General features: G+C 63.8%; 18 protein-coding genes. 5 read left to right on the top strand and 13 right to left on the bottom strand.

Annotated features, from left to right (window positions below; all coding sequences use genetic code 11):
- Positions 1–3 precede the first annotated feature (3 nt).
- The 8 genes from G7020_RS12105 to G7020_RS12140 all read right to left on the bottom strand — a co-directional run bounded on the left by G7020_RS12105 (position 4) and on the right by G7020_RS12140 (position 8373).
- Positions 4–171, bottom strand: a complete 168-nt coding sequence (locus G7020_RS12105; protein ID WP_181084715.1) for a rubredoxin — start codon at positions 169–171, stop codon at positions 4–6.
- A gap of 112 nt (positions 172–283) precedes the next feature.
- Positions 284–1987 (bottom strand): L-lactate permease, encoded by a 1704-nt coding sequence (locus tag G7020_RS12110; protein WP_181084717.1) that lies wholly within the window; start codon positions 1985–1987, stop codon positions 284–286.
- Positions 1988–2183: 196 nt separating this feature from the next.
- Positions 2184–4367 (bottom strand): malate synthase G, encoded by a 2184-nt coding sequence (locus tag G7020_RS12115; protein WP_181084719.1) that lies wholly within the window; start codon positions 4365–4367, stop codon positions 2184–2186.
- A gap of 27 nt (positions 4368–4394) precedes the next feature.
- The gene (locus tag G7020_RS12120) at positions 4395–4799 is read right to left on the bottom strand and encodes a heme-binding protein (protein ID WP_181084721.1); all 405 of its coding nucleotides are present in this window, start codon (positions 4797–4799) and stop codon (positions 4395–4397) included.
- Positions 4800–5508: 709 nt separating this feature from the next.
- A complete protein-coding gene (gene arsH, locus G7020_RS12125) occupies positions 5509–6210 on the bottom strand; it encodes an arsenical resistance protein ArsH (protein ID WP_181084723.1) in 702 nt (233 codons plus the stop codon).
- A 12-nt stretch (positions 6211–6222) separates the two neighbouring features.
- Positions 6223–6693, bottom strand: coding sequence for an arsenate reductase ArsC (locus G7020_RS12130; protein ID WP_181084725.1), 471 nt, complete (start codon positions 6691–6693; stop codon positions 6223–6225).
- A gap of 27 nt (positions 6694–6720) precedes the next feature.
- Positions 6721–8004 (bottom strand): arsenic transporter, encoded by a 1284-nt coding sequence (locus G7020_RS12135; RefSeq protein WP_181084727.1) that lies wholly within the window; start codon positions 8002–8004, stop codon positions 6721–6723.
- Positions 8005–8025: 21 nt separating this feature from the next.
- Positions 8026–8373 (bottom strand): metalloregulator ArsR/SmtB family transcription factor, encoded by a 348-nt coding sequence (locus G7020_RS12140; protein WP_181084729.1) that lies wholly within the window; start codon positions 8371–8373, stop codon positions 8026–8028.
- Positions 8374–8611: 238 nt separating this feature from the next.
- Here G7020_RS12140 and G7020_RS12145 point away from each other — a divergent pair, with 238 nt between their 5' ends.
- Complete coding sequence (locus tag G7020_RS12145; RefSeq protein ID WP_181084731.1) at positions 8612–10957, top strand: FdhF/YdeP family oxidoreductase; 2346 nt, start codon at positions 8612–8614, stop codon at positions 10955–10957.
- A gap of 31 nt (positions 10958–10988) precedes the next feature.
- Here G7020_RS12145 and G7020_RS12150 read toward each other — a convergent pair whose 3' ends face one another.
- Genes G7020_RS12150 through glcD form a run of 4 tightly spaced genes read right to left on the bottom strand, consistent with a single transcriptional unit; the run spans position 10989 to position 15404 of the window.
- The gene (locus tag G7020_RS12150; RefSeq protein WP_181084733.1) at positions 10989–11588 is read right to left on the bottom strand and encodes a cysteine dioxygenase; all 600 of its coding nucleotides are present in this window, start codon (positions 11586–11588) and stop codon (positions 10989–10991) included.
- Between the two features lie 34 nt (positions 11589–11622).
- Entirely contained in the window at positions 11623–12840 is a 1218-nt protein-coding gene (gene glcF / locus G7020_RS12155) for a glycolate oxidase subunit GlcF (protein ID WP_181084735.1), read from the bottom strand.
- Positions 12841–12846: 6 nt separating this feature from the next.
- On the bottom strand, positions 12847–13905 hold the full coding sequence (glcE, locus tag G7020_RS12160; RefSeq protein ID WP_423835657.1) for a glycolate oxidase subunit GlcE: 1059 nt from the start codon (positions 13903–13905) through the stop codon (positions 12847–12849).
- On the bottom strand, positions 13905–15404 hold the full coding sequence (gene glcD / locus G7020_RS12165; protein ID WP_181084737.1) for a glycolate oxidase subunit GlcD: 1500 nt from the start codon (positions 15402–15404) through the stop codon (positions 13905–13907). Before glcD ends, glcE begins: the two co-directional genes overlap by 1 nt.
- A 231-nt stretch (positions 15405–15635) precedes the next feature.
- On the opposite strand from glcD, the gene glcC reads away from it, so the two are divergent.
- From glcC to ubiA, 3 genes are all read left to right on the top strand, one after another.
- Positions 15636–16406 (top strand): transcriptional regulator GlcC, encoded by a 771-nt coding sequence (glcC, locus tag G7020_RS12170; RefSeq protein ID WP_181084739.1) that lies wholly within the window; start codon positions 15636–15638, stop codon positions 16404–16406.
- A 168-nt stretch (positions 16407–16574) separates the two neighbouring features.
- Positions 16575–17114 (top strand): chorismate--pyruvate lyase family protein, encoded by a 540-nt coding sequence (locus tag G7020_RS12175; RefSeq protein ID WP_336509718.1) that lies wholly within the window; start codon positions 16575–16577, stop codon positions 17112–17114.
- Positions 17115–17342: 228 nt separating this feature from the next.
- Complete coding sequence (ubiA, locus tag G7020_RS12180) at positions 17343–18239, top strand: 4-hydroxybenzoate octaprenyltransferase (protein WP_181084743.1); 897 nt, start codon at positions 17343–17345, stop codon at positions 18237–18239.
- Between the two features lie 18 nt (positions 18240–18257).
- Here ubiA and G7020_RS12185 read toward each other — a convergent pair whose 3' ends face one another.
- Entirely contained in the window at positions 18258–18965 is a 708-nt protein-coding gene (locus tag G7020_RS12185; RefSeq protein ID WP_181084745.1) for a sulfite exporter TauE/SafE family protein, read from the bottom strand.
- Between the two features lie 218 nt (positions 18966–19183).
- Between G7020_RS12185 and phoB the strand changes: the two genes are divergently transcribed.
- Positions 19184–19873, top strand: coding sequence for a phosphate regulon transcriptional regulator PhoB (gene phoB, locus G7020_RS12190; RefSeq protein WP_181084747.1), 690 nt, complete (start codon positions 19184–19186; stop codon positions 19871–19873).
- Positions 19874–19875 lie beyond the last annotated feature (2 nt).

The raw sequence follows: 19875 nt of genomic DNA on the forward strand, positions 1-19875 counted from the left end.
GGATCAGTCGATCGCGATCATTTCGAAATCCACCTTGCCCACGCCGCAATCGGGGCACAGCCAGTCTTCGGGGACGTCTTCCCAGGTGGTGCCGGGCGCAAGGCCCTCCTGCGGCAGCCCCAAGGCTTCGTCATAGATGAAGCCACACACCACGCATTGCCATTTCTTCATGGGTTTCCCTGATCATTGCCGATTGCCCTGAACGCTATACCAGAACGCGGCGTTGCGCCAAACGCAAACACAACGGGCGGCCTAGGCCGCCCGTTGCAGTCAGCACTGTCGCTTAGCCGGCGATGCCTGCCAGCGGATCGCTGATACCCATCACGTAGAACCCGATCAGGCCGATGCTGCCAGCCAGGATGAGGTAGTACAGGGTCGGCAGCATGGTCTTGCGCAGGGTGATCCCTTCGCGTCCCAGCAGGCCCACAGTCGCCGACGCCGCAACCACGTTATGGATGGCGATCATGTTGCCCGCCGCCGCGCCCACCGACTGCAGCGCCACCATCAACGCGCCGGACAGGCCCAGCAGGCCCGCGGTGTTGAACTGGAACTGCGAGAGCATCAGGTTGGAAACGGTGTTGGAACCGGCGATGAAGGCACCCAGCGCACCGACGGCCGGAGCGAAGAACGGATAGATGTCGCCCACGCTGTTGGCCACCAGCTGTGCCATGGCCACCGGCATCGAGACCAGATCCGAGCCATTGACGCCGGAGTTGATCAGGATACGCACCATCGGAATGGTGAAGATCAGCACGAAGCCGGCACCGAGCAGGGTCTTGCTCGACTCGGAGAGGGCCGCGCCCAGCTCGCTGGCCTTCATCCGGTGCAGGAAGAAGGTGACCAGCACCACCATGCAGAGAATGCCGCCCGGCAGGAACAGCGGTTCCAGGGTGCCGGACACGCCGGTCTCGCCGAGGATGTCCTTCCAGCCGAAGCTGACGGCCATCAGGGCACCCTTGACATCAGGGAAGACGCGCGAGATCACCAGGAACGCAGCCAACAGCAGGTAAGGCGCCCAGGCCATCGGAACGGAGATCGGCGTCTTGCCGGCCACGTCCTCGATCTTCATCTCGATCTTGCCCATCCAGTCGGCAGGCCATTCGCTGGCCGGCGCGAAATCCCAAGTGTCCTTGGGCAGCAGGAAGCCCGCCTTGGCTGCAGGCACCACGATGGCCAGGCCTACCAGGGCGCCGATCATCGAGGGGAATTCAGGGCCGAGGAAGACACCGGCGGCAGCGTAGGGGATGACGAACGCCAGGCCGGTGAAGACCGCGAACGGCGCCATCGCCAGGCCTTCGGACCAGGACTTGTTGCGCCCGAAGTAGCGGGTCAGGATGCACAGCATGATCAGCGGCATCAGAATCCCGCAGATCGCATGGATGATCGCGACGCGCGAGAAGATCAGGTGGAAGAACACCTCCCAGTTGCTACCGACGACCGCCAGTTGCTCGCTGATGCCGGTCTTGTCCAGACCTGCGCCTACGCCTACCAGGATCGGTGTACCCACCGCGCCGAAGGAAACCGGCGTGGACTGCACCATCATGCCCATCACGACCGCGGCCAGCGCCGGGAAGCCCAGTGCAACCATCAGTGGCGCGGCCACTGCGGCCGGCGTACCGAAGCCCGAGGCGCCCTCGATGAAGCAGCCGAACAGCCAGGCCACGATCAGCGCCTGGACGCGACGATCCGGGCTGATATTGGAGAATCCTCGGCGAATCGCGGCGATACCACCGGAATGCTTGAGGGTGTTGAGCAACAGGATCGCGCCGAAGATGATCCAGAGGATCGCGGCGGTGAGAATCAGGCCTTGCAGGGTCGAGGCAATGACGCGATTGAGCGTCATGTCCCAGGCCAGCAGGCCGATCAATGCAGTGAGGACGAATACCAGCGGCATTGCGTATTTGGCTGGCCAGCGAAAGCCAATCAGCAATACGCCCGCCAGCACCAGTGGCACGAAGGCCAGGATGGATAGCAGTGTCTGACTCATTGTTGGGTTCCTTGTTTTTTGTATTGAACCGCTTTTATTCCCGGTTACCCGGTGCCACGCATGGATGACGCAGGTCATCCAAAGGCACCGATCGACGTAGGCCGACCGGCCCCCCATGCTCAAAAAGCCCCGAAGGCTTACAGGCGTTCGGGGCTTGGTCTTACCAATAACCAGACAAGCCAGTCATTGAGCTATTTCAACCGCCATTCTGCTGCTTGAAGCGCTGGCGCCAGGCATGCAACAGGGGTTCGGTGTAGCCGCTCGGTTGTTCACGCCCCTTGAATACCAGATCACAAGCCGCCTGAAAAGCAATAGATTGCGCGTAGTCTGCCGCCATTGGCCGGTAGATTGGATCGCCAGCGTTCTGCTGATCGACCACCTTGGCCATGCGCTCCAGAGTTTCGCGAACCTGTGCTTCGCCGACAACACCGTGGTAAAGCCAGTTTGCCAGGTGCTGACTGGAGATCCGCAGCGTAGCGCGGTCTTCCATCAGGCCGACATCGTGGATGTCCGGCACCTTGGAGCAACCAACCCCCTGCTCGACCCAGCGCACCACGTAGCCGAGGATGCCCTGGCAGTTGTTGTCCAGTTCCTGCTGGATGTCCTCGGCGCTCCAGTTGCGCTGCGGCGCCACCGGAATGGTCAGCAGGTCGTTGGTCAGCTGCTCGCGTTCGCTGGCCAGATCGATCTTCTCCAGCTCGGCCTGGACCGCCTGCACGTCCACCTGATGGTAGTGCAGCGCATGCAGGGTGGCGCCGGTGGGCGACGGGACCCAGGCGGTGTTGGCGCCGGCCTTGGGATGGGCGATCTTCTGCTCCAGCATGGCGGCCATCAGGTCCGGCATGGCCCACATGCCCTTGCCGATCTGCGCCTTGCCGCGCAGGCCGCAGTTCAGACCGACCAGCACGTTGTTGCGCTCGTAGGCCTGGATCCAGGCAGTGCCCTTCATGTCGCCTTTGCGCAGCACGGCGCCGGCTTCCATGATGCTGTGCATCTCGTCGCCGGTGCGGTCGAGGAAACCGGTGTTGATGAAGGCCACGCGGTTCTGCGCGGCACCGATGCAGGCCTTGAGGTTGACGCTGGTGCGGCGCTCCTCGTCCATGATGCCGACCTTGAGGGTGTGGCGCGGCAGACCGATGAGGTCTTCGACGCGACCGAACAGCTCATCGGTGAAGGCGACTTCGGCCGGACCGTGCATCTTCGGCTTGACGATGTAGACGCTGCCGGTGCGCGAGTTGCCGCGGCGCTCGAGGTCATGCCTGGCGATCAGGCTGGTGACCACGCCATCGAGGATGCCCTCGGGAATCTCGTGGCCCTCACCATCGATGATCGCCGGGTTGGTCATCAGGTGGCCGACGTTGCGGATGAACAGCAGCGAGCGCCCGTGCAGGGTCAGGCTGGAACCATCGACGGCGGTGTACTGACGGTCGGGATTCAGCTGGCGGGTCATCGCCCGGCCGCCCTTCTGGAAGGTATCGGTCAGATCGCCCTTCATCAGGCCCAGCCAGTTGCGGTAGACCAGCACCTTGTCGTCGGCGTCGACGGCAGCGGTGGAATCTTCGCAGTCCATGATGGTGGTCACGGCGGCTTCGATCAGCAGGTCCTTGACGCCGGCGGCATCGGTCTGGCCGATGGGGCTGTTCGGGTCGATCTGGATCTCGATGTGCAGGCCGTTGTTCTTCAACAGCACGGCGGTGGGCTCGACGGCCTCGCCCTGATAGCCGACGAATTTTTCCGGCTGCTCGAGGCCGGTGACGCTGCCGCTCTCCAGGGTGACCTTGAGCTGTCCGTCCTGCACGCGGTAGTGGGTCGCGTCGGCATGGCTGCCTTCGGCCAGCGGCGCAGCCTGGTCGAGGACGTTGCGGGCGAAGGCGATGACCCTGGCGCCGCGCACTTCGTTGTAGCCCGGGCCTTTCTGCGCGCCACCCTCTTCGGAGATGGCGTCGGTGCCATAGAGCGCGTCATACAGCGAACCCCAGCGGGCGTTGGCGGCGTTCAGCGCGTAGCGGGCGTTGCCGATCGGCACCACCAGCTGCGGGCCGGCCTGGCTGGCGATTTCGCTGTCGACGTTGCGGGTGCTGACCTTCACTTCGCCCGGCTCCGGCAGCAGGTAGCCGATGGATTCGAGGAAAGCGCGGTAGGCCGGCATGTCGGTGATCGGGCCCGGATTGGCCTTGTGCCAAGTGTCCAGCTCGGCCTGCAGGCGGTCGCGCTCGGCGAGCAGCGCGCGATTCTTCGGCGCCAGGTCGTGGACCAGCCGATCGAAGCCGCTCCAGAAGGCTGCAGCTTCAACAGCAGTGCCGGGCAGCACTTCGTCTTCGATGAAGCGCTGCAGGTTGGCCGCAACTTGCAGGCGGCCCAGGGTTACACGCTCGGTCATCAGTCGTTCTCCTTTTTATTATCCGGGTCAGTTGGCGAGGGCGGCGACGCCGGCCTTGGCAACCTGTGCATCCTGGGCGGCAGTCACGCCGGAGACGCCTACCGAGCCGATCACGTTGCCATCGACGATCACCGGCACGCCGCCTTCCAGCGAGCAGACCACCGGCGCGGACAGGAAGGCGTTGCGACCGCCGTTGACCATGTCCTCGTAACCCTTGGTTTCGCGGCGGCCAACGGCGGCGCTGCGGGCCTTCTCGGTGGCGATGTAAGACGCGATGGGCGCACAGCCATCGAGGCGCTCCAGCGCCAGCGGATGACCGCCGTCATCCGCGACGACGATGGTCACGGCCCAGCCGTTGTTCTGCGCTTCGCTACGTGCTGCGGCGAGAATGCTGGCGACTTCGGTCTGGCTCAGTACGGCTTTGGTTTTCATATGCTCTTCCTTCGAAGTGTTATGGAGAGATTTGAAACGTTCGGGCGAACACGTGAACGCAGCACATGCCGCCCGTTATAGGGCTCGAATATGACCGTCGTGGAATGACTGGCACAGCATCGACGGCTCTCTGTGGACAGGCGTTGCGCGGTTCACTCCGATTCCGTCCTCGAGCGGATACGAGCCCGCCACTTGCACAAGCAAACGGGCAGCGCTTCCATCCAGGCGAGAACCCTAACTAGACCGCGCAATCATGTCTTCGGTGCGAAATCCGTTGCGACGTGAGCCTTCCGGACACGTGCCATCGGAGCGCAGACGCGCGCCGCGCCTGAACATAAGATTCATTATCTGTTTCAAACAACGCTACAGTCCATGGACCAAGCCACTGGTCCTACCAGTTTAGGCTATCGGTGAGTTCGACCTGGTTTTTGCGTTCTTGGCATTTTGCAGGGAAGGACGGAGGAATAAACAGGCCACACACCAGAAGAAACCCCACGCTGTCGCAGGCTAACGGGTCATGCGCAGAATCTTCTGCGGAGCAACTGTCGAAGTAGTCGTGCTCCGCCAGTGCCGGACGACCTCCTGCTGAGCCGCCTCTTCGCTGCCTCGAAAAACTGGTCCTACCAGATCTGAGCAATAACTTCGCAGCCAGTCGGAGCCACCAGATCTTTGGTATCGCTCGCCAGAAAAGCTCGATGGCAGGCCGGCTTCAGATAGACCGCTGATTCACCCGAGCCGACAACTGCTCGGCAGTCTCCTTGCGCTCGGAATAACGATCCACCAGAAACGCCTGGCGGTCGCGCAGCAGCATGGTGAATTTCACCAGCTCCTCCATCACGTCGACGACCCGATCGTAGTACGCCGAGGACTTCATTCGACCGGCGTCGTCGAATTCCATGTAGGCCTTGGGTACCGAAGACTGGTTGGGGATGGTGAACATGCGCATCCAGCGGCCGAGCACGCGCAGCTGGTTGACCACGTTGAACGACTGCGAGCCGCCGCAGACCTGCATCACCGCCAGCGTCTTGCCCTGGGTGGGGCGGACGGCGCCGAGGGCCAGGGGAATCCAGTCGATCTGCGCCTTGAACACTGCCGACAGCGCGCCGTGCCGCTCGGGGGAGCACCACACCTGGCCTTCCGACCACTGCATCAGGTCGCGCAACTCCTGCACCTTGGGGTGTTCCACGGGAGCGTCGTCGGGCAGCGGTAAGCCGGATGGATCGAAGATCCGGGTTTCGGCACCGAAGTGTTCCAGCAGGCGCGCGGCTTCCTCCACCAGCAGGCGGCTGAAGGAGCGCTCGCGGGTCGATCCGTACAGCAGTAGGATGCGTGGCTTGTGGCTACTCGAACCGGCCACGGCCGGCGTGTCGTCGAACAGCGAAAGGTCGAGGTTGGGCAGTTGTTCTGTCATTTGTCCTCCGGTTCAGAGAGTGCCGATGCGATCCAGCTCGTGCTTGAGCTCGTCGCGGCCGAGGGTGTCGAAGGGCAGGGCGAGAAAGGCTCTGCAGCGTTGCTCGATACGGGCCAGCGTGGCGCGGAAGGCAGCATCCATCGCGGCCTCGTCACCGACTACTTCGGATGGATCCTCCAGTCCCCAGTGAGTCTTCAGCGCCGGGCCGAAGTACAGCGGACAGGCTTCGCCCGCAGCCTTGTCGCAGACGGTAATGACGATATCCGGCGGGTTGTTCGCAAAGGCGTCGTTGCCCTTGCTGCTCAGACCGGCGATGGCAATACCGGCCTGCTGCAATGTGGCGAGGCTGCGTGGCAGTACCTGCCCCTTGGGAAAACTCCCGGCACTCATCGCTTCGAAGCCCTCTGGCGCCAGGTGGTTGAACAGGGCTTCGGAAAGGATGCTGCGGCAGCTGTTGGCCGTGCACATGAACAGGACTCGCATGGTGGGCTCCTGCCGCCGGGGCGGCGGTCAAAGGCTCAGGCGCAGCGCCAGGGCCGAAAGGGTGATCAACAGCACCGGAAAGGTCAGCAGGATGCCGACCCTGAAATAGTAACCCCAGGTGATGCGCATGCCCTTGCGCTCCAGTACGTGCAACCAGAGCAGCGTGGCCAGGCTGCCGATGGGGGTGATCTTCGGGCCGAGGTCGCAGCCGATGACGTTGGCGTAGATCATCGCCTCGCGGACGATGCCCTCGGCGCCGCTGGCCTGGATCGACAGCGCACCGATCAGCACGCTGGGCATGTTGTTCATCACCGAGGACAGCAGCGCCGACAGCACACCCGTGCCGATGGCCGCGCTCCACAGGCCCTGCTCGGCCAGGCCGTCGAGCAGCACGGTGAGAAAGTCCGTCAGACCCGCATTCTTCAGGCCGTACACCACCAGATACATGCCGAGGGAGAACACCACCACCTGCCAGGGTGCTTCGCGTAGTACGCGTCGGGTGGAAATCCGATGGCCACGGGCCGCGACGGCGAAGAGCATCGCCGCACAGGCAGCGGCCACCACGCTGATCGGAATGCCCAGGGGCTCCAGAGCGAAGAGGCCGACCAGCAACACCAGCAGCGTCCACCAACCCACGACGAAGGTGGCGCGATCGCGAATGGCCATCTTCGGCTCCTGCAGCGCATCGAGCGCATAGCGTTGCGGCAGGTCTCGCCGGAAGAACAGGAACAGCACGAGCAAGGTAGCCGCAACGCTGGCCAGGCTCACCGGTACCATCACCGAGGCGTACTCGGAAAAGCCCAGCCCGAAGTAGTCGGCGGAAACGATGTTCACCAGGTTGGACACCACCAGCGGCAGGCTGGCGGTGTCGGCGATGAACCCGGCGGCCATGACGAACGCCAGGGTCGCGGCGGGCGAGAAGCGCAGGGCGATGAGCATGGACATGACGATGGGAGTGAGGATCAGCGCCGCGCCGTCGTTGGCGAACAACGCCGAAACAGCCGCTCCCAGCAGCACGCAGAAGCAGAACAGGCGATGGCCGCTGCCCCCGGCCCAGCGTGCCACATGCAAGGCTGCCCACTCGAAGAAGCCGGCTTCATCGAGCAGCAGGCTGATGATGATGATGGCAATGAAGGTGGCGGTGGCATTCCAGACGATGGCCCACACCACGGGGATGTCCTGCAACGACACCGCACCGACGCTCAGGGCGATGGCTGCGCCGATGGCGGCGCTCCAGCCCACACCGAGGCCCTTGGGTTGCCAGATGACCAGCACGAGAGTGAAGACGAATACGGCAACGGCAATCAGCATGGATGACTCGTTCAGGTGGGGTCAGCAGCAGGCGGCATCGCGGACGGGACGGCCGTCCATGTTCTGCAGGCGGGAAAGGTTGTGCTGCAGCCAGTCGACGTTGGCCTGAAGTGTCACGTGCAGCAGCTCCTGTACCCAAGCGGGCAGCTCCGGATTGAGGCGGTAGTACACCCATTGGCCTTGCCTGCGATCCAGCAGCAGGCCGCTGTTGCGCAGTTGGGCGAGGTGGCGGCTGATCTTCGGTTGGCTGTCACCGAGCGCGCACATCAGCTCGCAGACGCAGAGTTCGCCCAGGTTGGCGATCAGGAGGGTGGCGCGAGCGCGAGTCTCGTCGGCCAGGCTCTTGAAGACATCGGGAGGCGTGATCATGGTTAGGGCTTGGATATACGGAAATGCGAATATACGGATTTCCATATGTGAAGAGCAAGACGAGTTTGCTCCGACTCTCGCATGGTGTCACGGACCTGGCGCGTTGACAGTTCGGATGCAACGCAGGATGGCCAGGCACCGCGCTCATCCTACGCGGTCAGGAATCGGTTATTGTCATCGACTGGAGGTATAACGCTCCAGCCTTATGAGCAATCCCCTTCAGTTCGCGAGGCACCGCATGTCCCGTCACGATCGTTTCAAGCCTGCCGCCCGCTATCGACCCTATGCCGGCGCAGCCGGCGGCTGGGGTGCGCTGCGAAGCGTGACCGGACACTGGCTCGATAGCGATAACGCGCTGAAGAACATCCGCGCCCTGCTCAAGACCAATCAACATGGCGGTTTCGATTGTCCCGGCTGCGCCTGGGGCGAATCCGCCGAGACCGGGCCGATCCAATTCTGCGAGAACGGCGCCAAGGCGGTGAACTGGGAAGCCACCAAGCGCCGCGTCGACGCCTCCTTTTTCGCCCGTCACAGCGTCAGCCAACTGCGCGAGCAGAGTGATTACTGGCTCGAATATCAGGGGCGCCTGACCGAGCCAATGCGTTACGACCGCGCCAGCGACCGCTACCACCCCATCGGCTGGGACGAAGCCTTCGCCCTGATCGCCGGTCACCTCAAGCGCCTGGACGACCCGAACCAGGCCGAATTCTACACCTCCGGGCGCGCCAGCAACGAGGCGGCCTACCTCTATCAACTGTTCGTCCGGGCGTTTGGCAGCAACAACTTCCCCGATTGTTCGAACCTGTGTCACGAAGCCAGTGGCGTGGCGCTGGGGCAGAGCATCGGCGTGGGCAAAGGCACCGTCAGCTTCGAGGATTTCGAGCATGCCGACGCGATCTTCGTGCTCGGCCAGAACCCTGGTACCAACCACCCACGGATGCTCGAACCGCTGCGCGAGGCCGTCCAGCGCGGCGCCCGCGTGGTGGCGTTCAATCCGCTGAAAGAGCGCGGCCTGGAGCGTTTCCAGCATCCGCAGAGGACGCTGGAGATGCTCTCCAACCGGGACCGCGCGACCAGCACCGCCTACTTCCGGCCCAATCTCGGTGGCGACATGGCGCTGGTGCGCGGCATGGTCAAATACCTCTGGCAATGGGAACGCGAGGCGCAGGCCAGACAGCAGCCGGGGCTGTTCGACCATGCCTTCATTGCCCAACATACGCAGGGACTCGACGCCTACCTGGCCCTCGTCGAGGCAACGTCCTGGGAGCAGATCGAAACCCAGTCCGGGCTTGCCCGCAGCGAGATCGAACAGGCCGCGCGCCTGTATGCCGATGCCGAACGGGTGATCATCTGCTGGGCGATGGGCATCACCCAGCATCAGCATTCGGTAGCGACCATCCAGGAAATCACCAACCTCGCGCTGCTGCGCGGCAACCTCGGCAAGCCCGGCGCCGGCCTGTGCCCCGTGCGCGGTCACAGCAACGTGCAGGGCGACCGCACCATGGGCATCAACGAACAGCCGACGCAGGCGTTTCTCGATGCGCTGGAAAAGCACTTCGACTTCGTCGTGCCACGCCAGCCTGGGCACAACGCGGTCGCCGCGATCAACGCCATGCTCACCGGCCAGGCCCGGGTCTTCATCGCGCTGGGCGGCAATTTCGCCCAGGCCACGCCCGATACCGTCCGTACCCACCAGGCGCTGCAGAACTGCGAACTCACCGTACAGATCAGCACCAAGCTCAACCGCAGCCACCTGACCTGCGGGCACGAGGCGCTGATCCTGCCCTGCCTGGGCCGCACCGACATCGACCGGCAAGCATGCGGGCCGCAGGCGGTGACGGTCGAGGACTCGTTCAGCATGGTCCATGCCTCCCATGGCCAGCTGGAACCACTGTCGCCCCTGATGCGTTCGGAACCGGCGATCATCGCCGGTATCGCCGCGGCGACGCTCGGCCCTCAGCCGGTCGACTGGGCCTGGCTGGTCGAGGATTACCCACGCATTCGCCAGCTGATCGCCGCAACCATCCCCGGCTTCGCTGACTTCGAGCAAAAACTGCATCAACCTGGAGGCTTCTACCTGGGCAACGCCGCCTCCCGCCGCCAGTGGAATACGCCTGAAGGCAAGGCGGCCTTCAGCGCCCACGCCTTGCTCGATGAACTGCTGCCGCAGCAGATTCGCAGCCTGGGCGTCACCCCGGACCTGATCCTGCAGAGCCTGCGCTCACATGATCAGTACAACACCACCATCTATGGCCTGGAGGATCGTTACCGGGGCGTGAAGGGCATGCGCGAGGTGATCTTCGTCAATCCGCAGGACATCCAGCGACTGGGTTACGAGCCCGGACAGAAAGTCGATGTGATTTCGCTTTGGAATGACGGCATCGAGCGCCGCATCACCGACATGACCCTACTGCCCTACGACACACCACCCGGTCAGGCGGCAGCCTATTACCCGGAGACCAATCCTCTGGTCCCGCTGGAAAGCCATGGCGAGGGGAGCCATACGCCCACCTCGAAGTTCATCGCCATTCGCCTGGAGAAGAGCATCGAAGCCAGTCTGCTGACGTCTCGTCTGACCCACTGAATAACGAGCGGGCGGGTTAACGCCCGCTCGCTCAGGCTTCCTTGCTCAAATCCCAGATATTGGGCAGATGCTCATTGCTATAGCCGGAAATGAACGGCTTCTCGCTGCCATCCGCCTGATAGACCGCACGCTTCACCGCGCCGATATTGCCGCCGTAGACATGAATGCTGACCGAGACACGGTCATCGAAGGCATTGCTGACCTGATGGATATCACCGAGGGTCGGCGACACGCATTCGACCTCGCCGCGTTCGAGCCGCAGCGGCTCGCCGCAGGGCAGCAGCGAACCGTCGGCCTGGCGCTCGAAGCGCTGGCCAAGCTCGGCGCCGCGCAGCATGCCGATCATGCCCCAGACCCGGTGGTCGTGTACCGGCGTGCGCTGACCGGGCCCCCAGACGAAACTGACCACCGAGAAGCGTTGCAGCGAATCGGCATGCAACAGGTACTGCAGGTAATGCTCGGGGTGCGGTTGCGCGTATTGTTCGGGCAACCAGTCGTCGTGCTCGACCAGTTGCCGCAACAATGTCTGCCCCTGATCGAGAAGTACCGCCTCAGCAGGCCGCCCCTCCAGCAGGGCGGCAAACTCGGTGACGAACCGGCGCAGCCGGTCCAGGCGCAAGGCTTTGCTCATAGCGGGTACTCCGGTCGATTGCTTGCAGGCAGTTTCAGGTCATCGATTCCTCGACGATCTCGATCCAGTGCCGCACCGGCGTGCGACCGGCACCGTCGAGATGGGTCTGACAACCGATGTTGGCGGTGACGATGACTTCCGGCTTGCCGCTTTCCAGCGCAGTCAGCTTGTTGTCGCGCAACTGCTTGGACAGCTCCGGCTGGGTGATCGAATAGCTGCCCGCCGAACCACAGCACAGGTGCGCGTCCGGTACGGCGGTGAGCTGGAAGCCCAAACGGGTGAGCACGTCTTCCACCGCGCCGCTCAGCTTTTGTGCGTGTTGCAGCGTGCAAGGGCAATGGAAGGCCATGCGCTTGTCCGCCTTGACGTCGAGCTTTTCCAGTTCCGCATCACGCAGCACTTCGACCAGATCCCTGGCCAGGGCACTGACCCGCGCGGCCTTGACGGCATAGGCCGGGTCGTCACGCAGCAGGTGGCCGTAATCCTTGACGAAGGCGCCGCAACCACTGGCGGTCTGCACGATAGCTTCAGCACCCGCCTCGATGCTCGGCCACCAGGCGTCGATATTGCGCCGTGCGCGGTCCAGTCCGGCTTCCTGGGCGTTGAGATGATAGTCCACGGCGCCGCAACAGCCGGCTTCACGAATGTGCGTGATGCTGATCCCGAGCCGATCCAGTACCCGCGCGGTGGCCGCATTGGTATTGGGCGACAGGCTCGGCTGCACGCAGCCTTCGAGTATCAGCACGGTGCGCGCATGGATGGCCTGTGGTCGTTCGACGGGGGGCTGCACCTGGCGCGGCAGGTGCGCCTTGAGGCTGGCGGGCATCAGCGGACGCAGGGCATTGCCGGTAGTCAGCAGTGCCTTGAACAGCGTCGGACGTGGCACCACGGTGCGCAGGCCACCACGTACCAGGCGCTCGCCCAGGGTGCGTGGTACCTGCTGCTCGATGAAGTCGCGACCGATATCCAGCAGGTTGTGGTACTGCACCCCCGAGGGGCAGGTGGTTTCGCAGTTGCGGCAGGTCAGGCAGCGATCCAGGTGCAGCTGGGTGCTCTCGGTGACTTCGCCACCTTCGAACATCTGCTTCATCAGATAGATGCGTCCGCGCGGGCCGTCCAGCTCGTCGCCGATCAATTGATAAGTCGGGCAGGTGGCATTGCAGAAACCGCAATGCACGCAGGAGCGCAGGATGCTCTCGGCTTCCTCGGCACGCGGCAGCTTCTTCGCGGCTTCGCTGAGATTGGTTTGCATACGTCGTCAGACCTCGGAATACATGCGGCCAGGGTTGAAAATCCCCTGCGGATCGAGCTGCGCCTTGAGTTGGCGGTGGTAGCGCAACAGCGGCTCGGCCAGCGGCTGGAACGGCTGTGCCACGGCACCGGCAGTGAAGCAGGTGGCGTGACCGCCGACTTCGCTGGCGATGGCGCGCACCGTCTCGGCGCTGGCGTCACTCTTCAGCCAGCGCTGGGCGCCGGCCCAGTCCACCAGCTGCTCGCCGGGCAGCACGACTGCCGGCGTGTTATTGGGCAGCGACAGGCGCCACAGCGGCCTGGCATCGGCGAAGAAGGCCAGACGCTGCTCGCGCAGATCACTCCAGTAAATGGCGCCAAGATCCTCGCCACCTATGCGCTCGCGCGCGGCGTTGACCGAGCCTTCGCCGCCTTCCAGACGCAGGTACAGCGCCTGTCCGTCATGGCTGGCGGCGCTGATCGGCACCGGCTGCTGGCCCCATTCGGCGAGCTTGAGCAGGGCACGCTCCAGATCGATTTCCAGCCGCAGGCCGGTGCTCAGGCGCGGCTTGGGCAGCACTTTGAGCGACACCTCGGTAAGCACACCAAGGCAACCGAAGCTGCCGGCCATCAGGCGCGACAGGTCGTAGCCGGCGACGTTCTTCATCACCTCGCCACCGAAGCGCAGGTGCTTGCCCTGGCCGGTGATGACCCGCGTGCCGAGGACGAAATCACGCACCGAACCGCTCCACGGGCGCCGTGGCCCGGACAACCCGGCCGCGACCATGCCGCCGACCGTGGCGCCTTCGGCGAAATGCGGCGGCTCGCAGGGCAACATCTGCCCGGCGGCGTCGAGCGCGGCTTCCAGCTCGGCCAGCGGGGTGCCGGCTCGGGCAGTGATCACCAGTTCGGTGGGGTCGTAGCTGACGATGCCGCGATGGGCGCGCACGTCCAGCAGCTGTCCCTCGACCGCGCGACCGAGAAATTTCTTGGTGCCGCCGCCCTGGATGCACATCGGCGACTTGCTCGCCAGCGCCTGGTTGACCTGGTCCAGCAACTGCTCGCTGGCGTCGAATGAAACCGTCATCAGAAGCGCTCCAGTTCGGGGAAGGGCAGCTCGCCGTTGTGGATATGCATGCGGCCGAATTCGGCGCAGCGATGCAGGGTCGGGATGTTTTTGCCGGGGTTGAGCAGGCCGGTCGGGTCGAAGGCTGCTTTCACCGAGTGGAACAGGGTCAGCTCGTCGGCGTTGAACTGAGCGCACATCTGGTTGATCTTCTCGCGGCCCACACCGTGCTCGCCAGTGATGCTGCCGCCGACCTTCACGCAGAGTTCGAGAATCTTGCCGCCCAGGTCCTCGGCGCGCTCCAGCTCGCCCGGCTGGTTGGCATCGAAGAGGATCAGCGGGTGCATGTTGCCGTCGCCGGCATGGAACACGTTGGCCACGCGCAGGCCATAGTGCTCGGACAGCTCGGCAATACCCCTGAGCACGCCCGGCAATTCGCGCCGTGGAATGGTGCCGTCCATGCAGTAGTAGTCCGGCGAAATCCGCCCGACCGCCGGGAAAGCGTTCTTGCGTCCGGCCCAGAAGCGCACGCGCTCGGCTTCGTCCCTGGCCAGGCGCACTTCGGTGGCGCCGGCCAGCTTCAACACATCACTGACCCGCGCACAGTCGTCATGCACGTCGGCCTCGACACCGTCCAGCTCGCAGAGCAGGATAGCCTCGGCATCCACCGGATAACCGGCATGGATGAAGTCTTCGGCGGCGCGGATCGACAGGTTGTCCATCATCTCCAGGCCGCCGGGGATGATACCGGCGGCGATGATATCGCCCACCGCGCGCCCGGCCTTCTCCACCGAATCGAATGCGGCCAGCAGCACCTTGGCCACTTGCGGCTTGGGCAGCAGCTTGACCGTCACCTCGGTGACGATGCCAAGCATGCCCTCGGAACCGGTGAACAGCGCCAGCAGGTCGAAGCCTGGGGAATCCAGCGCGTCGGAGCCCAGCGTCATGCGCTCACCCTCGACGGTGAGGATGTCCACCTTGAGCAGGTTGTGTACGGTCAGACCGTACTTCAGGCAGTGCACGCCACCGGCGTTCTCGGCGACGTTGCCGCCGATGGAACAGGCGATCTGCGAGGACGGGTCCGGCGCGTAGTACAGCTCGTAAGGCGCGGCAGCCTGAGAGATCGCCAGGTTGCGCACGCCGGGCTGGACGCGGGCGAAGCGCCCGGCGGGGTCGACTTCGAGAATCCTGTTGAAGCGCGCCATCACCAGCAGGATGCCCTGCTCCAGCGGCAGCGCCCCACCGGACAGGCCGGTGCCGGCACCACGAGCGACCACCGGAACGCGCCGCTGGTGGCACAGCTTGAGAAGCGTTTCGACCTGTTCGATACGCTCGGGCAGCACCACCAGCATCGGCGTGGTGCGGTAGGCGGAGAGGCCATCGCACTCGTAGGGCTTGAGATCCTCGAGGCGGTGGAGAATCTCCAGATCGGGCAGCTGCGCCTGCAGCTCGGCCAGCAGCGCGGCCTTGTCCACCTTGGGCAGCTCGCCGTCGATGCGTTCGTCGTAGAGAATATTCATGGCAGTCGGTTGCTCTCGTTGTTCACCCTCAGCACGCCAGCTGCGGCGGAGTGCCGCATCATTAGCCCGAACGACTTGCCCAGTCCACTCTTGCCACAGCTGGTCGTACCAGTTTGGAAGAATATAAACTTACTGCTGTCCTCTGCAGCATCAGCTTTCCGGGCCTTTGAGTATTTTTTCCTGGGAAAGGATACACTGAGCCGAAACTGGTCCTACCACCATGGAAAGCTCATGTTCAACCATATTGTTCCCGAAAAACGCCAGGTAGCGGATGTGGTAGCCGAACGTATCGAGCGCCTAATCATCGATGGCGTGCTCAAGGTCGGCCAGGCCCTGCCGTCGGAGCGCCGCCTGTGCGAAAAGCTCGGCATTTCCCGTTCGGCCATGCGTGAAGGCCTGCGCGTGCTGCGTGGACGCGGCATCATCGAAACGTCGCAGGGTCGTGGCTCCTTCGTCGCCCAGCTGTCCGGCAGGCATGATGCCTCGCCGCTGATGCACCTGTTCAGTTCGCAGCCACGCACCCTCTATGATCTGCTCGAAGTCCGCGCCCTGCTGGAAGGCGAGTCGGCACGCCTGGCGGCGCTGCGCGGCACCGAAGCGGACTTCATCCTGCTGCGTCGACGCTACGAGGAAATGCTCGCCGCACACAGCGACGAGGGCGCCGACCCGCGCGAACATGCACGCCTCGACCATGCGTTCCATCTTGCCGTGTGCGAAGCCTCGCACAACCCGGTGCTGGTGCACACGCTGCAATCGCTGACCGACCTGATGCTCTCCACGGTGTTCGCCTCGGTGAACAACCTCTATCACCGCCCGGTGCAGAAGCGTCAGATCGACCGCCAGCACTCGCGGCTGTTCCATGCGGTCACCGAGCGCCTGCCCGACCAGGCCCAGCGCGCCGCCCGCGACCATATCCACGGCATCCGCGACAACCTCAGGGAAATCGAGCAGGAAGAACAACGGTTGGTGCGTGCAACGATGCGACTGGAGGGGTGGACGTAGGGTGGATGTCGCTTTTTACATCCACCGTAACGCCCTCACGGTGGATCGATGAAGCGTGATCCACCCTACGAGGACCGCTGCTTGTTCGTCCGGTCTCCCGCTTCAAGCGCTCTTATCGGCTTTCTTGCTAGACTCCCCGCCTTTCCTGAACCACACCCTCTATCGCCTGTGTCCGAATTTCACCATTGGCTGAGCGCCGACCAACTGCCCGCGCCGCTCGATCCGCTGCAGTATGACTGGCTCTATGTCGACAAGGGCTCGCTGACCCGTCGCCTCACCCGCCTCGCCGACGGAGCGTTCAGCGTGACGCCGCTGCGCGAAGGCTGGCAGCGACTGCGTGACGACGAATGCGCAGCGCTTGGCGTGGCGCAGGGCAGCCAGGGCTGGGTGCGTGAAGTGTATCTGCGCGGACATGGCGAACCCTGGGTGTTCGCCCGCAGTGTGGCGGCGCGCAGCGCACTGGAAGATTCAGGCTTCGACCTGCAACGCCTGGGCAGCCGCTCGCTGGGCGAGCTGCTGTTCAGCGACCAGGCCTTTGCCCGCGGCCCGCTCGAAGCCATGCGCTATCCCGACGCCTGGCTGCCCGAGGACATGCGCCAGACGCAGCTCTGGGCCAGGCGCTCCTGCTTCAGCCGGGGCACACTGGGCGTGCTGGTCGCCGAGGTATTTCTGCCCGCCCTATGGCACGCGGCGCAACGCGACCGCTGAGAACCTGCTCAAAGCCTGCTGCGCGTCGGCACTGCTGCGTTAAAAACAGGCTCGGACTACTCATTTACAGCTGTAAACTCCGCGTGATTCGCTGCGCTCACCCTGCGGGCCAGCCTGCGGCTGTTACTTCGCTACGCTACGTTTCTCGCCTGTTTTTGCCTTGCATTGCTCTAGCTCGCGAGACTTTGAATAGGTTCTGAGCAGTCCATTTCACCAGGAGGCCCATCGATGTATCTGAAGCTTCTGCAATCCAGCAATCGCCTGCATCCGCGCGCCTTCGACTTCATCCAGCTGATGCGTCTGGACCGCCCCATCGGCACCTACCTGCTGCTGTGGCCGACGCTCGGCGCCCTGTGGATCGCCGGCGCAGGCTCACCCAGCATCAAGAACCTGGTCATCTTCACCCTCGGTGTGATCCTGATGCGCGCCGCCGGCTGCGTGATCAACGATTTCGCCGACCGCAACTTCGACGGCCACGTCAGCCGCACCAGGAACCGCCCGCTGGCCACCGGCAAGGTCACCACCAAGGAAGCCTGGATTCTCTTCGCGGTGCTGGTGGCGCTGAGCTTCGGCCTGGTGCTGCTGACCAACGCGGCGACCCTCTGGCTATCCTTCGGCGCACTGGGCGTCGCGGCGCTCTACCCCTTCATGAAGCGCTACACCTATTACCCGCAGGTGGTGCTGGGTGCGGCCTTTTCCTGGGGCATCCCGATGGCCTTCACCGCCGAGACCGGCAGCCTGCCGGCGGAAGCCTGGCTGCTGTTCATCGCCAACATGGTCTGGACCGTCGGCTACGACACCTATTACGCCATGGCCGACCGTGAGGACGACCTGAAGATCGGCATCAAGTCCACCGCCGTCCTGTTCGGCGAGGCCGACCGTATCATCATCCTCACCTTGCAGGGGCTGGCGCTGTTCTGCCTGATCCTGGCCGGCGTGCGCTTCGGGCTGGGCCAGTGGTTCCACCTCGGCCTGTTCATCGCCGCTGCCTGCTTCGCCTGGGAATTCTGGACGACCCGCTCACGCGATCCGCTGATCTGCTTCAAGGCCTTTCTGCACAATCACTGGGCCGGATTGGCGATCTTGCTGGGGATCATGCTGGATTACGCCGTAACGGCGGGCTGAAGGAGACGGTGAGTCGGGTTATTGCACCAGCAGCAATGCTCCCGAAACGAAGGCGAACAGCAGGACGAAGCGGCGCAAGCGGTGCTCATCAAGAACGCTTCGAGCCCAATGGCTGGCCAGCAGACCCACGGCCAGCGGTACACACAGCCCCAACAGAGGCGATAGCTGTTCCGCTTGCAGGTGACCTCCGGCAGCGAGCACGACCAGGGAAATGACCTCGCCGATGAGAAAGCACAGCGCTACCGAGCCACGCAGAGTAGCCACGGGCGAGTGCTGGTAGACCAGAGCCAGAGGCGGACCGCCGATACCGGTAGCGGTTTCGGTGATGCCGGTGATGATGCCCGTGGAGACGAACGCCCTGCGCCCCGGCACGAAGCTCGGCGCCAACCAGGTGGCCAGGCAGGCGGCGATAGTGGACACCCCGATGAGCAGGTTGAGCTGGGACAGAGGCAGCCAGAACAACACCCAGACCCCGCCGAAAGTGCCGAAGATCCGCCCCAGCGTGATCCAGGAGGTGCCCCGAAGATCGATCGCCTCACGCTCTCGCCAGGCGATAACGGTATTCAGCGGCAGCATCAGTACCAGCAGGCAGATGGGCAGCAGCTTCGGCTCCAGCAATCCCATTACGGGTGCCACGATGAGGGCGAAGCCCATGCCCGTTGCCCCCTGGATGAGGGCGCCTGCGGCGACAGCGAGGGCAATGATGTAGAAAGACTCGATGGGCATGGCATTCCGGTATTTTTTAGAAGTATAAGGCGTCAGCGAATCCATTTGGCTCATGAGCCCGAGGGCGCTCCTGGCAGAGATCAAGTTCATTTCGCCCTGTGTTCTCGTTCATTCGCTCGCCATGGCGCTTGTCGACTATCCCTGCCTCCATCCCTGTAACATCCCTGCAATATTTCCGTTATCTAATGCCGAACGACAAAAGCGGACCGAGAGCGGACATGAATGGCAAATGCATACTGATCGTCGATGACGAAGCACCGATTCGCGAGATGATCATGGTGGCCCTGGAAATGGCCGGCTACGAATGCCTCGAGGCAGACAATGCGCAGCATGCCCACGCGCTGGTCGTTGATCGCCAGCCGGATCTGATTCTGCTCGACTGGATGCTGCCCGGCACTTCGGGTATCGAGCTGGCGCGCCGCCTCAAGCGCGAGGACCTGACGGCCAACACACCGATCATCATGCTCACCGCCAAAGACGCCGAAGACAACAAGATCCAGGGCCTGGAAGTCGGTGCCGACGATTACATCACCAAGCCCTTCTCCCCACGCGAACTGGTGGCACGCCTGAAAGCGGTGCTGCGCCGTGCCGCGCCCAACGACAACGAGACACCCATCGAGATCGGTGGCCTGCTGCTCGACCCCGTCAGCCATCGCGTCACCATCGACGGCATTCCGGCGGAAATGGGGCCGACCGAGTACCGACTGCTGCAGTTCTTCATGACGCATCAGGAGCGCGCCTATACGCGCGGCCAGTTGCTCGACCAGGTCTGGGGCGGCAATGTGTACGTCGAGGAGCGCACCGTGGACGTGCATATTCGCCGGCTACGCAAGGCTCTGGGCGAAACCTACGAGAATCTGGTGCAGACCGTACGCGGCACCGGCTATCGTTTTTCGACCAAGAGCTGAAG

Origin of the sequence: Stutzerimonas stutzeri, from assembly GCF_013522825.1 — a bacterium.
Lineage (GTDB): Bacteria > Pseudomonadota > Gammaproteobacteria > Pseudomonadales > Pseudomonadaceae > Stutzerimonas > Stutzerimonas stutzeri_AK.

Coding starts and splice junctions, on each gene's coding strand:
- G7020_RS12145 (WP_181084731.1), top strand. CDS start 8,612: ATGTCCCGTCACGATCGTTTCAAGCCTGCCGCCCGCTATCGACCCTAT.
- glcE (WP_423835657.1), bottom strand. CDS start 13,905: ATGACGGTTTCATTCGACGCCAGCGAGCAGTTGCTGGACCAGGTCAAC.
- phoB (WP_181084747.1), top strand. CDS start 19,184: ATGAATGGCAAATGCATACTGATCGTCGATGACGAAGCACCGATTCGC.
- G7020_RS12105 (WP_181084715.1), bottom strand. CDS start 171: ATGAAGAAATGGCAATGCGTGGTGTGTGGCTTCATCTATGACGAAGCC.
- G7020_RS12185 (WP_181084745.1), bottom strand. CDS start 18,965: ATGCCCATCGAGTCTTTCTACATCATTGCCCTCGCTGTCGCCGCAGGC.
- arsH (WP_181084723.1), bottom strand. CDS start 6,210: ATGACAGAACAACTGCCCAACCTCGACCTTTCGCTGTTCGACGACACG.
- G7020_RS12110 (WP_181084717.1), bottom strand. CDS start 1,987: ATGAGTCAGACACTGCTATCCATCCTGGCCTTCGTGCCACTGGTGCTG.
- glcD (WP_181084737.1), bottom strand. CDS start 15,404: ATGAATATTCTCTACGACGAACGCATCGACGGCGAGCTGCCCAAGGTG.
- ubiA (WP_181084743.1), top strand. CDS start 17,343: ATGTATCTGAAGCTTCTGCAATCCAGCAATCGCCTGCATCCGCGCGCC.
- G7020_RS12130 (WP_181084725.1), bottom strand. CDS start 6,693: ATGCGAGTCCTGTTCATGTGCACGGCCAACAGCTGCCGCAGCATCCTT.
- G7020_RS12140 (WP_181084729.1), bottom strand. CDS start 8,373: ATGATCACGCCTCCCGATGTCTTCAAGAGCCTGGCCGACGAGACTCGC.
- G7020_RS12120 (WP_181084721.1), bottom strand. CDS start 4,799: ATGAAAACCAAAGCCGTACTGAGCCAGACCGAAGTCGCCAGCATTCTC.
- glcC (WP_181084739.1), top strand. CDS start 15,636: ATGTTCAACCATATTGTTCCCGAAAAACGCCAGGTAGCGGATGTGGTA.
- G7020_RS12150 (WP_181084733.1), bottom strand. CDS start 11,588: ATGAGCAAAGCCTTGCGCCTGGACCGGCTGCGCCGGTTCGTCACCGAG.
- glcF (WP_181084735.1), bottom strand. CDS start 12,840: ATGCAAACCAATCTCAGCGAAGCCGCGAAGAAGCTGCCGCGTGCCGAG.
- G7020_RS12115 (WP_181084719.1), bottom strand. CDS start 4,367: ATGACCGAGCGTGTAACCCTGGGCCGCCTGCAAGTTGCGGCCAACCTG.
- G7020_RS12135 (WP_181084727.1), bottom strand. CDS start 8,004: ATGCTGATTGCCGTTGCCGTATTCGTCTTCACTCTCGTGCTGGTCATC.